Genomic DNA, 13145 nt, shown 5'->3' with positions numbered 1-13145 from the left:
GCTCGCGGACGTGGTTCACACAGGGCCGGCCAGCTCGGCCAGGTGTCGGGCTGTGCCGGCGGGGTCGACGATCTGGTGCAGGTGCGCGCCGGGCAGGTGCGCCACGCGCCAGCCGCGTTCGCGCGCCTCGGCGGCGAGGTCGTCGTACGGCGGGCCGAACAGCAGGTAGGAGCAGGGATGATCGTCCCAGCCGTCGGGGACCGGGATGTGCTGCTCGTAGTACGACAGCGGAAGGGTGGGCTGCTCGTCGACGACTGTCTGCCGCACTCCTGCATCGGTGAACATGGGCGCGACGTCCGTCTCGTCCCACCAGTCCGTCCAGCGCGGCAGCCTGCCGTCCACAGCCATCGGACGGAGGAACTCAAGCAACTGCGGTGAAGCCACGGGGGTCGGCCCGGTCCGGGCCGGCAGCGCGGCATCCACGAAGATCGAGCCGGTCACCGGGTGGTCGAGGCTCGAGCGAATCACGGGCAGAAACAGGCCCGCGTTGCTGTGCACCACCAACGTGACGGGGCTGCCGTCCGGAACCCGGCTCAGATCGTCGCGGACAGCCTCCACCACGCGGGGCCAGAAGGGCGGAGCGCCGAACCCGACATCGAGCAGAGACGGTACGCGCACCTGATACCCCGCCGCAGTCAGCTGCCCGGCCACAGGATGCCAGGTCGAGGGACCCACGGACGGACTGTGCACGAGAACGAAGATCGGCTGCATGCGACGATCCTCGCGCCCACGTCACGACGGTCGCCACCGGCTCGGCCGACAGCAGAACGAGGTGTTGCGGCGGGGGCCGGCACGTGTGGGCGTGTCCCTCCCGCCGCAACCGCGGGGGAGGGACACGCCGGCATGCTGTGTGCCGCCGCGCGAGCGGGGGTGTCAGTGGTGGGCGGCGGACGTGGTGGTGTAGGGGGCCGTGGCGTGCTGGGCGGCGTAGAGGAGCGCGGGTTCGATCTTCGGCCAGAAGTAGCTGTCCTGGCAGGAGTACGGCGGCGTGAAGCCGTCGCAGCCGACGCCGTTGCTGTCGCCGATCTCGATGGTGAAGCTGGCCAGACCGAGTTTGTCGTACGTCCAGTCGTCGGTTCCGCCGGAGGCGTTGTAGAGGATCTCGCCGGCCTGGCCGTACTGGTAGCCGGTCAACGAGCCCATGTGGGCGGCCAGCGCGCGCAGGGCGGCGTCGTTGCCGGTGTGCACGGTGGAGTCGTACTCCCACGGGAAGAGCACCATGCTGGCATCGCTGTGCAGCGTGATCATCATGCCCTTGGCCGTCGACGGCGCCGGGGCGCTGTCGCCGGTGCCGGTGCGCACCGCGGGGTACAGCTCACGGAAGAGGTTCTCCAAAGCGGTGTTCTCCGCCTCGGAGTCGCTCGCGGGGCCGCCGTACGTCTGGTCGCAGGGGGCGCCGGAGGTGCCCGAGGTGTCCCAGTGGGTGCCGGCGTTGCGGTTGAGGTCCACGCCGATCTGGCTGTACGCGCTCACTCCGCACCGGGAGCCGTGCGAGTCGTCGGCGTTCTTGCGCTGCAGTACGGGGTTGTTGCCGCCCGCCGCGACCATGTCGACACCATCGGGGTTGGCGTCCGGCACCACCCACATCTCGGTGGTGTCCATCAGCTTGGTGATTGCCGAGTCCTTGCCGTAGCCGCTGGTCAGTGCGTCGATCCAGCGCCAGGACATCTCACCGGTCGTCAGTTCGCGCGCGTGGATCTGGCTCATCAGGAAGAACCTCGGCTTGGCCGAGTTCGGGCTGAGCGCGCAGTCGCCCGCCTGGATCTTGGTGATGCATATCGCCTTGAGGTCCCGGCCGCCCCTGCCGCGCTGCTTGAGCCAGGACTGGCCATATGTCACCACCTTGGCGAGATCCGGGTGTTGGGAGGCGGCGCTGTCCAGGTGGGAGTACTGCGCCGTGACGGTGTGGTAGCCGCCGTCGAAGGTGTCGCCCGCGGCGCGCGACACGGTGGGGGAGGAGGGGATCGCCTCGGTGAGTGTGCCGGCGATCGTGGGGGTGAGGCCGAGCCGCCGCAGTCCGGCCGCGGTCGAGGTGTCGCCGGCGACGAACAGGCTGTCGCCCTGCCGCTTCTCCAGCAGATCGAATCCGGAGTCGACGAGGCGTTCGGCGTCGGCGCGCGGATTGCGTGTGGGCACACGGTAGATGACGACCGTACGATGCCCGCCGTGGGCGTGGTCGGTGGTGGCGCGGCCCGCTGTGGCGTCCGCGCCGGTGCCTGCCTGTGCGACCTGCGGTAACAGGGCCGCGGCGACGATGACGGCACCGGCGGTCAGGCCCGCCAGGCGTTTGTATGCCATGGAGGTGGCCTTTCGTGGGGGATGGACCCTCCCCAATATGGCATGTTCATGGTGACAATGGCATGGGGCCTGCGCCGAGCAGGCCTGTGAGTGGTGAACCGATGGGCGGCGTCCGGCCATTGGGTCGTGGAGGTGTCGTCGCCGGAGGGACGCGCCACCGGGTACCAGCGCTTCGCCGCCCACCGCACCGACCCGGCTGTACTGAACCTCCCCCTCACCGAGGGCGAGGCCCTTGACCTGCCGTTCCGCCTAAGTGCCGGACCCGGGCGGCCGTCGCGGGTGCGTAGGGCAGCCAGCCGTCCGCCGAGCCGGTCGTGACGAACGCGGCGACCGCGGTCGCGAAGGTGCGTCCCAGGACCCGCCCGGCATCCGTCGGCCTGCCGAGCATCGGGCTGGTCGGATACGCGTCGAAGGTGCCTAAAAGGTACGGCAGTTCACCGCAGCGGGGCGGCACCGCCCGGACGTGCGAGTCGCCCCGAGAGATCGCCATAAGTGGCCGGCAACTGCTCAACGGGCAGGGCCCGCAGCGCCTTTGCGCAGTCCGCGCCGGGCTGCACGCCGAGCAGCCGCAGGTACGTCTCGGCGTTCTCGGCCGCGTGCTGCGGGTCCTGCGGCGGCAGCCCGAAGGGGCCGCTCTCCAGGAGTACCCGGGTGACGAGCTCCGCCGTACGCGGGTCGAGGGCCAGCGAAAGGGCCGAGTACGCTCCGGCCGACTGGCCGCCGACCGTCACCGTGTGCGGGTCACCCCGCCCGGTGCCCCATCACCTGCTCCAGCCGGGAGGTCGCCTGAGGGGCAGCCGGGCCGCCCTGTACCGCCTCCCTCACCCCGGTCCATCCCGGGTGCTGCCGGGGCGCCGCGAAACGCGGCTCGCCGGCCGGCGACGCGGCGTAAGGGATTCCCCGGAAGGTGACCGCCCCGCCCTGGGTGACCGCCTGACCCTGCCGCGGTCCGTGTCCACGAGCCGGCTCTCGGCCCCTGTCATCGTGCTCACCTCTCTCGTCCTGGCTGCTCCGACCCGTTTCTATCCGTGAGCACCCATTTGAGCCAGAAAGCGCTGCCTGACAAACGAAAGAAGAACATATGATCTAGTGATATGGCGAAAGCGAGTCATCGTCTGAACGAGACGGACAGCCGGATCGCCGCCGCGATGCTGGCCTCCCCGCGTGCCTCGTGGCGCACGGTCGGCCGCGTCCTGGGCATCTCGGAGCGCACCGTGGTGCGTCGTGCGGGACCGCTGTTCCATGACGGAACACTGCGGGCCACGGCCGTGCGCAACCCCGTGTGGTTCCCCGACCTGATTCCCCTCGCCCTGCGCATCCGGTGCCGGCCCAACCGGATCAGCGCCATCGCCGCCACCCTGGCCCGCCGCCCCGACACCATCTGGGTGGACGTCCTCGGCGGCGGCGACGAAATCTGCACCATCCTGTTCCTGGACGGGCCGGACGCCCGCAACACGCTGCTGCTGCGCGATCTTCCCGCCACCCCCGCCGTCCAGTCGTGGACCTCACATGTCCTCCTGCGGGTCTTCCCGGCCGGTTTCGACTGGAGCGGCGGACTGCTGTCGGAACCCGAGCTGACCAGCCTGCGGTCGCGCACTCCTGCCGCGGCCACCGGCGCCGCCCTGCTGCCCGTCGACGACCAGCTGATCGGCACACTGATCGAGGACGGCCGGGCCTCCTACGCCGACCTCGCACGCCGCGCCGACACCACGCCCCTCACCGCCCGCCGCAGGCTGGAGGCACTGGTCGGCGGCCAGGTCCTCAGACTGGCGACCGAAGTCGACCTTGCCCGGCTGGGAATCCGCAGCGAGGCGCTCCTGTGGCTCGCCGTCGCGCCCGGAGGTCTGGAGGAGACGGGCCGTAGACTCGCCCGCCACCCACAGGTCCGCTTCACCTCCGCCACCACCGGCCCGGCCAACCTCCTCGTGGCCGTTGCCGCGGCCGACCTCAACGCCCTCTACCACTTCCTGAGCGACACCATCGGCGCCCTCGAACACATCATCACCCTCGAGGTGACCCCCATCCTCACCGGGGTGAAAAGAACGGGACTGGTCCGACCGGGCAGCCTCTGAGCCTCATCGGTCGCGAAGGGACCGCTCACGCGAAGGGACCGCTCAGAGGAAGCTGACGCCCTGGGCGAGGTTCAGTTCACTGGAGTAGTTGATGGTGTTGGTGGCCGAGCGCATATAGGACTTCCAGGCGTCGGAGCCGGACTCCCGGCCACCACCGGTGTCCTTCTCACCGCCGAAGGCGCCGCCGATCTCGGCTCCGGAGGTGCCGATGTTGACGTTGGCGATGCCGCAGTCGGAGCCGGCGGCGGACAGGAAGATCTCGGCCTCCTGCTGGTCGCGGGTGAAGATGCTGGAGGACAGGCCCTGGGGGACGTCGTTGTGCAGGGCGATGGCCTCGTCCAGGGTGTCGTAGGTGAGGACGTACAGGATCGGTGCGAAGGTCTCCTCGCGTACGACGTCGGTCTGCTCGGTGACACGGACGAGGACGGGCTCGGCATAGGCAGCCTCGGGTGCCGCCTCGGCCAGGCACCGGTTCCCGCCGGCCACGATCTCGCCGCCCTCGGCCTGAACACGGGTGAGGGCGCCCCGCATGGCGTCGAGCGCCGTGACGGAGATCAGGGGGCCGACCAGCGTGGTGTCGTCGAACGGGTTGCCGATGGGCAGTTCGGCGTAGGCGGCGGTCAGCCGCTCGACGAGGGTGTCGGCGATGCCACGGTGGACGATGAGGCGGCGCAGCGTCGTACAGCGCTGGCCCGCGGTGCCGGCCGCGGCGAAGACGATGGCGGGGACGGCGAGGTCGAGGTCGGCCGACGGCGTGACGATCGCGGCGTTGTTCCCGCCGAGTTCCAGCAGGCTGCGCCCGAAGCGGGCGGCGACCCGGGGGCCGACCTCGCGGCCCATGCGGGTGGAGCCGGTGGCGCTGACGAGGGCGACACGCGGATCGTCGACGAGCTTCTCGCCGACCGCGCGGTCACCGAGGAGCAGTCGGTGGACGCCCGATGGGGCGCCGACCTCTTCGACGGCGCGGGCCAGCAGGTGGTCACAGGCCAGGGAGATCAGCGGGGTGCGTTCCGAGGGCTTCCAGACCACGGTGTCACCGCAGACCAGGGCGACGGCCGTGTTCCAGGACCACACGGCGGCAGGGAAGTTGAAGGCGGAGATGACACCGACCACACCGAGCGGGTGCCAGGTCTCGGCCAGGCGGTGGCCGGGGCGCTCGGAGGCGATCGTGCGGCCGTAGAGCTGGCGGGACAGGCCTACGGCGAAGTCGCAGATGTCGATCATTTCCTGGATCTCACCGAGCGCTTCGGAGCGGATCTTGCCCGCCTCGATGGTGACGAGGTCGGCCAGGTCGCTCTTGTGATCGCGCAGCAACTGGCCCATGCGGCGTACGAGTTCGCCGCGGCGCGGGGCGGGTGTGGTGCGCCAGGTGAGGAAGGCCGCACGGGCGGCGGCGACGGCCGCTTCGGTGTCGCCGTCGGTGGCGGCCGACAGGCCGAAGAGGTCCTCGCCGGTGAGCGGGGTGCGGGCGTGCAAGCCGGCGCCCTCGGCCACGTCGACGCCGATGTTCTTCAGGGCGGCACGGGCGCGGGCGCGCAGGTCGTCGGTGGTGGGCAGTGCGGTACGGGTCATGGTGGTCCTTGCCGGTGTGAGGGTCAGCGGAGGATGTCGGGCAGGCCCAGTTCGCGGGCGACTCGGGCCAGGGAGTTCGCCTGCTGCTGCGCGTACAGGGCGTAGGGGTCCAGTACGTCGCGGCCGATGGCGCCGGAGAGCCGGGCGGCGTCGTAGGCGGCGCCTTCCTTGTCGTTGTCACGGGTTCCCTCGCCGCTGAGGTTGGACTGGAAGATCCCGGCGGCGGAGCGGGGCAGGAAGTCCTCGTAGACGATCGGCGTGGCGCGTACCCAGCCCTGCCGCACCAACGCGTCGACGGTGGCGGGCGGCTCGCTGCCGTCGCGGGGGCGTTCGTCGGCCAACCGGTAGGTGAAATAGGCCAGTCCGTCGGCGGCGAGTTCCTCCTCGGTGCCCGGCATGCGCTGCTCCCACACGGCGCGGGCGATGTCCCCGCGGGTCTCGGTGGGACGGTGGGACGCCTGCTCGTCGACGGCTCCGAGGAGGTCGTCGTAGAGGGCGCGGCCCTCGGGGGTGAGCGCGATGCCGCGGGCCTCGACCTCGCCGAACCGCACGCGCAGGGCGCCGCTTTCGACGCTGCCGTCCGCGAGGCGCATCGCGCGCTGCTCGGCCAGGGCCCGGAAGGACGTCTGCCGCAGCAGGACGTCGGGGCCCTTCCAGCGCGGCGGACCCTGGATGGTGTCGATCATCTCGATGCCACGGTCCGTCATACGGCGGTACAGCTCGTCGATGTCGAGGACGCGCGGCGTGAGGTGGTTGACGTGGGTGCTGCGCACGCCGCCGATGTCGGCGGCGACGGCGGAGATCCGCTCCAGGGTCTCGTACCACGCCCTGTCGACCGGCTCAGTCGACAACTCCAAGGAAGCCACGGCAAGTTGGAGGAGCCTCTCGGCGTCCTTCGTGGGCAGCTCCCGATCGGCGGCCGCCCGGTCGGCCAGTGTGAGCAGCTCCGGCGGGAACAGCTCGCGGGCGGCCAGGAAGGCTTCCAGCCGTGCCCGCAGGTCGGGGTCGAAGAAACGGGGGTCGGCCGGGGTGAGCATGGAGGTGAACACCCGGAAGGGGCTGCGTGCCAGTTCCTCGCCGTCGACCGGCCGGAAGGCGGTGGAGACGACGGGGACGGCGCTGGCGGCGGCCTCGCGCAGGTCGTAGAAGCCGACCGGGTGCATGCCGAGGGCACCGAAGACGCGGGCCACCTGCGCCAGTTCGCGGGGCGTGCCGACCCGGATGGCCCCGTGGCGCTCGGCGGTCACCCGGCCGATGGAACCCTGGCGTTCGGCGTCGGCTCCCCGCGCGCGCAGGACCTCCTCGTTGACCTCGCGCGAGACGTCCACGAGCGTGGTGTAGGCGGGCACCTCCTGCCCGTACATCTCCGACAGCCGTGCCGCGAACGCGGCGCGCAGCTGCCACTGACTGATCGTCGACATGTTTCTCGGCCTTTCGATCGAGGGTCAGACCACGTGGGCTTCGGGGCGGGTCGCGGCACCGTGCAGGAACCGGTCGGCGCTGAGCGGGGCGATGTCGATGAACGGCTCGCGCCCCAGACACAGGTCGCGCACGACTTCGCCGACCGCGGGAGCCTGGAGGAAACCGTGACCGGAGAAGCCCGCTGCGTAAAGGAAGCCCGGCAGCTCCGAGGAGCGGCCGATGAGCGCGTTGTGGTCGGGTGTGATCTCGTAGAGGCCCGCCCAGCCCTCGGCGGTCCTCATCTCGGCCAGAGCGGGCGCGCGATGGCGGGCCGCCAGGCGAAACAGCTCCAGCCACCCGGCTGTCCAGGTGGTGTCGAAGCCCTCCTCCTGGCCCGGGTCGGCCAGCCCGAACAGCAGCCCGTCGTCGCTGTTGTGGAAGTAGGCGGTCGAGGAGAAGTCGATGGTGAAGGGGATGCGCGGGGCGGGCGGCACGAGCGGCTCGGTGAACGCCAGCTGCCGCCTGACCGGCCGGACGGGGAGGTGGACACCGACCATGTCGCCGATCCTCGCCGACCAGGCCCCTGCCGTACAGATGACGGTGGAGCAGGCGATGCGGCCGTGGCTGGTGTGCACTGCGGTGACCTGGGCGCCGGCCGTGTCGATACCGCCGACCTCGGTGTGTGTGGCGATGGTGACGCCCGCCCGGGCTGCGGCCCGCGCGTACCCCTGCACGACCAGGCCGGGGCGGGCGTGCCCGTCGGCGGGGGAGTGGGCGGCGGCCAGCAGACCGTCGGTGCTGAGGTAGGGGCACAGGCACCGGGCCTCGTCCGGGCCGATCATGCGGCTCGGCACGCCGAGGCTGTTCTGCAGCGCGACACAGGCCTCGAAGTCCCGCGTCTGCTGTTCGCTGTCGAGCAGGAAGAGATAGCCGACGGTGTCGAGCCCGATGCCGGCTCCGGGCCGCCGGGGGAAGTCCTGGTAGGCACGCAGACTGCGGTTGCCCAGCTCGATGTTGAGCGGATCGGAGAACTGGGCGCGTACACCACCGATCGGCTTGCCCGAGCTGCCGCAGCCGAGGGCGCCGCGCTCCACGACGACGATGTTCTTCACTCCGGCCTCCGCGAGGTGGAACGCGGTGCTCGCCCCCATCACACCGCCGCCGATGATCACCACATCGGCGGAGGCCGGAACGGTACGGAAGGCGGAGGAGGACAACAGGCCACTTCCTTCCGGAGGCCACCTCGCCGGCAGCGGACGGATCCGGTTCCGACAAGGTGGCGGGCTGTCAGTACGGAGGATGCCGGTCAGCTATCTGTGCGTCATCGTGCAGCAGCCCAAACGTTGACGTCCATCAACGGTTGATGCTCCACAGCTTTTAGGATCCCTATATGGACTGGACGAGTGCGCAGTTGCGTTCGCTGGTGGAACTGACCCGGCGTGGCACCATCACCGCCGTCGCGGAAGCCCTGGGCTACACCCCCGGAGGGGTCTCGCAGCAGATCACCGCACTGGAGAAGGCCACCGGCATGCAGATGCTGCGCCGGGTGGGACGCCGCGTGGAACTCACCGACGCCGGGGCGACGCTGGCCCGGCACGCCGAGCGCATCCTCACCACGGAGGCCGAGGCCGTCGAAGCACTCGAGCGCACCCGCAACGAGATCTCCGGGACGTTGCGGGTCGGCCTGTTCGCCACGGCCGCCGCCGAGATCCTGCCGCCGACCCTGCGACGGATACGGGAGCGGCACCCGGGCGTGACCGTGCGCAGCCGGGACATGGACGTGGACGAGGTGTACGACGCGGTCGCCGGGGGAAGCGTGGACCTCGCGCTGGGCCTGGACTACCCGGACGTGCCGATCCCGCGGGATCCCTCCCTGAGCGTGACGGAACTGAGCAAGGAGCGCTTCTCGCTCGCGGTTCCCATCGGAGCCATGCCGGGCCGGCGAAAGGTCTCTCTCGCCGACGCCAGGGAACTGGGCTGGATCCTGCCGTCGGCCGGCAGCTACTACGGCCGTGCCGTGCTCACCGCCTGCCGCCGAGCCGGTTTCGAACCGCAGGTTCTGCACGAGGTGACCGACACCGCCGCCACGCTCGCCCTGGTCGAAGCCGGCGTCGGGGTCAGCGTGGTGACGGATCTGATGCTCCGGCTTCGCCCGTCCGGCCTCGACGTCCTGGAGCTGGACGAGTCGATGGAGCGCCACATCGTGGTGGTGTGCCGCTCCTTCGCCGAGCACCGGCCGGCGGTCGCCGCCCTGGTGGAGGTCCTGCGGAGTGCGGCGGACCGGACACGGCCGAGCCCGGAACCGGCGTGAGCGAGACGCGGGGGCGGGCTCCTGACCGGGCCACGACGCCCCCCATCACCCGAGGTCCCGGTCCGAGCGGCCCGCCCGCACGGTGCTCGCCGGAGACCGGCTCGGTCCTGGTCGTGGTGAACGTGTCGGGGAACTGAGAGCCGGGAACCGGGAGCTGGTCGAGGCGACACCGTGACCGCCACCCGCCACCCGCGACGGTCACCCGCCACCCGCGACGGTCACCCGCCACCGCTGTCCGTCACCGGCGTCCTGGGCGGCGACACGGGAAGGAACCCTTGGCTCGGCCTGAGCGCCTGTGCGGCCCTGGGATCGGGAAGGGTCTCGTTGCGCGGCCGTGAGAGTACGGCGGGCGCCGGGGTGGAATCAGGAAGGGCCGTGGTGATGCCGCAGGACATCGTGTTCCGCCTCCCTTTCGCACCGGACGTCGGCCGGACGCGGACGGCGCCCGGCAGCGCAGCCGGGACTGGTGCCGGTGCCAGGGCCTGGTGCCACACCCCGTCGACCGGGAGCGCCTCCTGCGCTGGGACATGGCCGGGCTGATGGCGGCGTGGGCGCCGCGGGCCGCGGGCGACCGGCTGGATCTGACGGTGGACGCGGTCCTCGTGGCCACGTTCCTGGACGACCAGTTCGACGGCCCCCTGGGCGCTCAGCCGCGCCGCGTCGCCGCGGCCTGCCGCGCCTTCACCGACGTGATCACCTCGTGCGGTGCGGCACCGGCGGGCGTGGGGCCGCTGGTCGACGCCTTCGCGCAGGTGTGGAACCGCCTGGCCCACCAGGCTTCTCGCGCGTGGCTGGAGCACACCGGCCAGCACTGGCAGTGGTACCTGAACGCCTATGCCCAGGAGGCGAGCAACCGCGCGCTCGGCCGCATCCCGACCCGGACCGAGTACTTCGCGCTGCGCCGCAGGTCGGGCATCGTCTGCGCCATGCTGGACCTGAGCCAGAAGGTGTACGGCTTCGAAGTCCCACCCGACCTCCGCACGGACCCCGCGCTACGCCGCATGCTCGACATCACCGCCGACGGCCGTGCCCGCCCTTGCAGCCACCGCACTGCGACCCGCCCGCGCCCCGCACGACGACGCCCGCCTGTGGTGGGGGCACACGCCCCACGACCCGCTGTGAGGCTCAGTGCTCCGCGGTGCAGCAGCCATCACGGGGTGGGGCGCTCGCGGCGGTCTCCAGACGGCAGAAGCAGGACGCCTCGATCGGAACGTCCGCCAGCGCCGTGGCGATCCTCAGCTGCTGGGCCACGATCTGAGCCTCCCCCTGCTTCCCGAGCCGCACGAGGCACTCGTGGAGGCCGTGCAGGGCCCAGACGTTGCCGGGGTGCTGCAACGCGCGCGGCAGCGTGTCGTCGAGTCCGAGGTCGGCACGGTAGACGGCCTCGGCCTGCGCGACCAGGCCCTGCTCGAGGAGCAGGGCACCGTATGCGTGCCGGGTGGGCTGCATCCACCCCCACGGCTCGTCGTAGGGAAGGCCGTCGTCCAGCTCGATCGAACGACGCAGCGCGGCGAACGCCGTTTCGTGGTTCCCCCTGCGGTAGTCCAGCTCTCCGTCCAGCATGTGCGCGGCGATCGCCAGGACGTCCGCACAGGTGTTGTTGAACAGCATCCGGGTCGTCGGGACCCGGGTGAGCGCGGTACGGAAGCGCTCGCGTTCCGTGTCGGCCTCGTCGATCCGGCCCAGGGCCGCGAGGGCGACCCCGCGCGCATACCGCAGCATGGCCGTGGTCACGCAGTACAACCGGGCGTCGGCGGGCATCGCCAGGCGCAGGATGTCCGCCCAGCGGCCGAAGCGGATGAGCACGTGCACCCGCATCGCGAGGAAGCCCTCCAGCCAGTCCGCCATGGGCGGGCTGTCCACCCGCAGCAGTTCCTCGGGTACGGCCGCTTCGAGCCGGGCGGCCGTTTCGATCGCGTCCTGGAAACGGCCGAGGAACATCGCGCCGTAGACCCTGAAGTGGAGGTTGTGACACCGGTACAGGGTGTAGAAGTTCATCGCCCCGGCCCTGGCGTGGTACCTCTCGTCGGCTGCGATCGCCTCGGTGTTGTCGGAGATCACGCGGCGGTAGTCGCCGCAGAGCACTTCCAGGTGGGACGGCATGTGCTGGAGATGGCCCGCGTCCGGCACCAGACCGCGCAACCGGTCGCCCATCGGCAGGGCCGCCTCGGGCGTCGGCGACATCTCCATCAGGTGGATGTACATGTGGAGCAGGCCCGGGTGTCGCGTCCCCGCCTCCGTGGCGAGCCCCTGCTCGAGCACCGCCCTGGCCTCGAGGGTGCGTGAACCCGGGGCCGGCCTGCCCGTGCGGATGTCCCACAGGCGCCAGGGCGTGAGGTTCATCAGGGCTTCGGCGTACAGGGTGGCCACGTCGAGGTCGTCGGGGGCCAGCAGGTGGACGGCGCGCATGCTGTCGGCGTAGGCGGTGTTCCACACGGAACACTCCTCGACGTCGCGGGCCTGGGCCCGTGGATAGCGGGCCTCCAGCGCACCGATGAGGGCCTGCTCGACCGGGGTGGCACCGGCGGCCTTGGCCTGTGCGCGCCGTACGGCGGCATGCGCACGCTGCACCGTCCGCCCCAGCTCCTCCTCGTCGAAGAACTCCCAGGGTTTGTTGTAGTTCGGACCGAGGGCGTGGGCGAGCCCCCAGTCGGCCATGGCGCAGCCGGGATCCGCCGCGAGAGCGGCCTCGAAACAGCGGACGGCCTCCTCGTGGTGGAAGGCGTACGTCCAGTTCAGCCCGCGGTCGAACCAGGTCTGCGCCTCGGCGGACGACGTCGTCACCCGCCGGCCGTGGCTGCCGAGGTCGTAGTACGGCATACGAACTCCTCAAGGCTGACGGCCGACCGTCCCCCCAAGGGGACGGTACGACGGTGACCGGTGCGTCGACGCTAGCGAACGACAGCCGGGATACTGCCCATTCGTGCCCGGAAACACCCGGACACGGTGTCCGGGGTGCGTCTCGCCCACGTCCTCCCGCTCGTGCCGCGGTCAGCCGATGGCGAAGTAGGCCAGGCTGCCCAGGCCCGCGAGGGTGCAGGAGACGGCGAACGGGATGAGGGTGCGATGCTCGAAGTGCTTGACCAGGTAGCGAGTTGCGAGGTAGGCGGCTACGAAGGCGGCGATGCTGTCCACCAGCAGCGGTCCGCGCAGGCCGTTGCCCTGGGGGCCGAGCAGCGGGGGCAGCTTGAGCAGCGCCGCTCCGCCGATCACCGGCGTGGCGAGCAGGAACGCGAACCGGGCGGAGTCCTCGTGGTTGAGGCCGCGGAAGATACCCGCGCTGATGGTCGATCCGGAGCGGCTGATGCCCGGCAGCAGGGCGAGGATCTGGGCCGCACCGATCACCAGGGCCTGGCGGATGGTCATCCGTGTGATCCGCCGGTCCGACAGAATGCAGGCAAGGTGGGGTTTCGGGCAACGCTCGCAGCGACTCGACCAGTCGGAAAGCTGCTACATGTTGTAGGGGGCACTGTCGGACGGGCCCGCTGACC

Annotated in this window: 11 protein-coding genes and 1 pseudogene; 3 read left to right on the top strand and 9 right to left on the bottom strand. The window is 71.1% G+C overall.

The genetic code is table 11. The features are described 5' to 3' along the window. Nucleotides 1–15 precede the first annotated feature (15 nt). The 4 genes from GQF42_RS03945 to GQF42_RS45605 all read right to left on the bottom strand — a co-directional run bounded on the left by GQF42_RS03945 (nucleotide 16) and on the right by GQF42_RS45605 (nucleotide 3195). Nucleotides 16–711 (bottom strand): lipase family protein, encoded by a 696-nt coding sequence (locus GQF42_RS03945; RefSeq protein ID WP_158917668.1) that lies wholly within the window; start codon nucleotides 709–711, stop codon nucleotides 16–18. A gap of 162 nt (nucleotides 712–873) precedes the next feature. Beyond that, nucleotides 874–2298: a M14 family zinc carboxypeptidase gene (locus tag GQF42_RS03940; RefSeq protein ID WP_158917666.1), complete on the bottom strand. Its 1425-nt coding sequence runs from the start codon at nucleotides 2296–2298 to the stop codon at nucleotides 874–876. 434 nt (nucleotides 2299–2732) lie between these two features. After that, nucleotides 2733–3029: a carboxylesterase family protein gene (locus GQF42_RS45610; protein WP_233273222.1), complete on the bottom strand. Its 297-nt coding sequence runs from the start codon at nucleotides 3027–3029 to the stop codon at nucleotides 2733–2735. A 10-nt stretch (nucleotides 3030–3039) separates the two neighbouring features. Next, nucleotides 3040–3195, bottom strand: coding sequence for a carboxylesterase family protein (locus GQF42_RS45605; RefSeq protein ID WP_233273743.1), 156 nt, complete (start codon nucleotides 3193–3195; stop codon nucleotides 3040–3042). A gap of 197 nt (nucleotides 3196–3392) precedes the next feature. On the opposite strand from GQF42_RS45605, the gene GQF42_RS03925 reads away from it, so the two are divergent. Beyond that, nucleotides 3393–4370, top strand: coding sequence for an Lrp/AsnC family transcriptional regulator (locus tag GQF42_RS03925; protein ID WP_158917664.1), 978 nt, complete (start codon nucleotides 3393–3395; stop codon nucleotides 4368–4370). A gap of 42 nt (nucleotides 4371–4412) precedes the next feature. On the opposite strand, the gene amaB is transcribed toward GQF42_RS03925, so the two are convergent. Genes amaB through GQF42_RS03910 form a run of 3 tightly spaced genes read right to left on the bottom strand, consistent with a single transcriptional unit; the run spans nucleotide 4413 to nucleotide 8560 of the window. Next, a complete protein-coding gene (gene amaB / locus GQF42_RS03920) occupies nucleotides 4413–5942 on the bottom strand; it encodes an L-piperidine-6-carboxylate dehydrogenase (protein WP_158917662.1) in 1530 nt (509 codons plus the stop codon). 23 nt (nucleotides 5943–5965) lie between these two features. After that, nucleotides 5966–7363, bottom strand: coding sequence for a 2-oxoadipate dioxygenase/decarboxylase (hglS, locus tag GQF42_RS03915; protein WP_158917660.1), 1398 nt, complete (start codon nucleotides 7361–7363; stop codon nucleotides 5966–5968). Between the two features lie 24 nt (nucleotides 7364–7387). Further along, nucleotides 7388–8560, bottom strand: a complete 1173-nt coding sequence (locus tag GQF42_RS03910) for an NAD(P)/FAD-dependent oxidoreductase (RefSeq protein WP_158917658.1) — start codon at nucleotides 8558–8560, stop codon at nucleotides 7388–7390. A 173-nt stretch (nucleotides 8561–8733) separates the two neighbouring features. Between GQF42_RS03910 and GQF42_RS03905 the strand changes: the two genes are divergently transcribed. Together GQF42_RS03905 and GQF42_RS47595 are read left to right on the top strand one after the other, a co-directional pair. Further along, nucleotides 8734–9654 (top strand): LysR family transcriptional regulator, encoded by a 921-nt coding sequence (locus GQF42_RS03905; RefSeq protein WP_158917656.1) that lies wholly within the window; start codon nucleotides 8734–8736, stop codon nucleotides 9652–9654. Between the two features lie 527 nt (nucleotides 9655–10181). After that, nucleotides 10182–10616, top strand: a pseudogene (locus GQF42_RS47595) (terpene synthase family protein); the annotation flags it as partial. Nucleotides 10617–10779: 163 nt separating this feature from the next. Here the strand turns inward: GQF42_RS47595 and GQF42_RS03900 are convergent. Continuing rightward, the gene (locus GQF42_RS03900; protein WP_158917654.1) at nucleotides 10780–12474 is read right to left on the bottom strand and encodes a hypothetical protein; all 1695 of its coding nucleotides are present in this window, start codon (nucleotides 12472–12474) and stop codon (nucleotides 10780–10782) included. A 171-nt stretch (nucleotides 12475–12645) separates the two neighbouring features. Next, nucleotides 12646–13029: an undecaprenyl-diphosphate phosphatase gene (locus GQF42_RS03895; RefSeq protein ID WP_267906175.1), complete on the bottom strand. Its 384-nt coding sequence runs from the start codon at nucleotides 13027–13029 to the stop codon at nucleotides 12646–12648. Nucleotides 13030–13145 lie beyond the last annotated feature (116 nt).

The sequence above is a fragment of the Streptomyces broussonetiae genome (assembly GCF_009796285.1).
GTDB classification, from domain to species: domain Bacteria; phylum Actinomycetota; class Actinomycetes; order Streptomycetales; family Streptomycetaceae; genus Streptomyces; species Streptomyces broussonetiae.
This window is presented reverse-complemented; position numbering and strand designations above follow the sequence as displayed.

What these genes read in the sequence shown, in the direction of transcription:
- GQF42_RS03945 (WP_158917668.1), bottom strand. Translation starts at nt 711, where the DNA reads ATGCAGCCGATCTTCGTTCTCGTGCACAGTCCGTCCGTGGGTCCCTCG.
- GQF42_RS03940 (WP_158917666.1), bottom strand. Translation starts at nt 2,298, where the DNA reads ATGGCATACAAACGCCTGGCGGGCCTGACCGCCGGTGCCGTCATCGTC.
- GQF42_RS03925 (WP_158917664.1), top strand. Translation starts at nt 3,393, where the DNA reads ATGGCGAAAGCGAGTCATCGTCTGAACGAGACGGACAGCCGGATCGCC.
- amaB (WP_158917662.1), bottom strand. Translation starts at nt 5,942, where the DNA reads ATGACCCGTACCGCACTGCCCACCACCGACGACCTGCGCGCCCGCGCC.
- hglS (WP_158917660.1), bottom strand. Translation starts at nt 7,363, where the DNA reads ATGTCGACGATCAGTCAGTGGCAGCTGCGCGCCGCGTTCGCGGCACGG.
- GQF42_RS03905 (WP_158917656.1), top strand. Translation starts at nt 8,734, where the DNA reads ATGGACTGGACGAGTGCGCAGTTGCGTTCGCTGGTGGAACTGACCCGG.
- GQF42_RS03900 (WP_158917654.1), bottom strand. Translation starts at nt 12,474, where the DNA reads ATGCCGTACTACGACCTCGGCAGCCACGGCCGGCGGGTGACGACGTCG.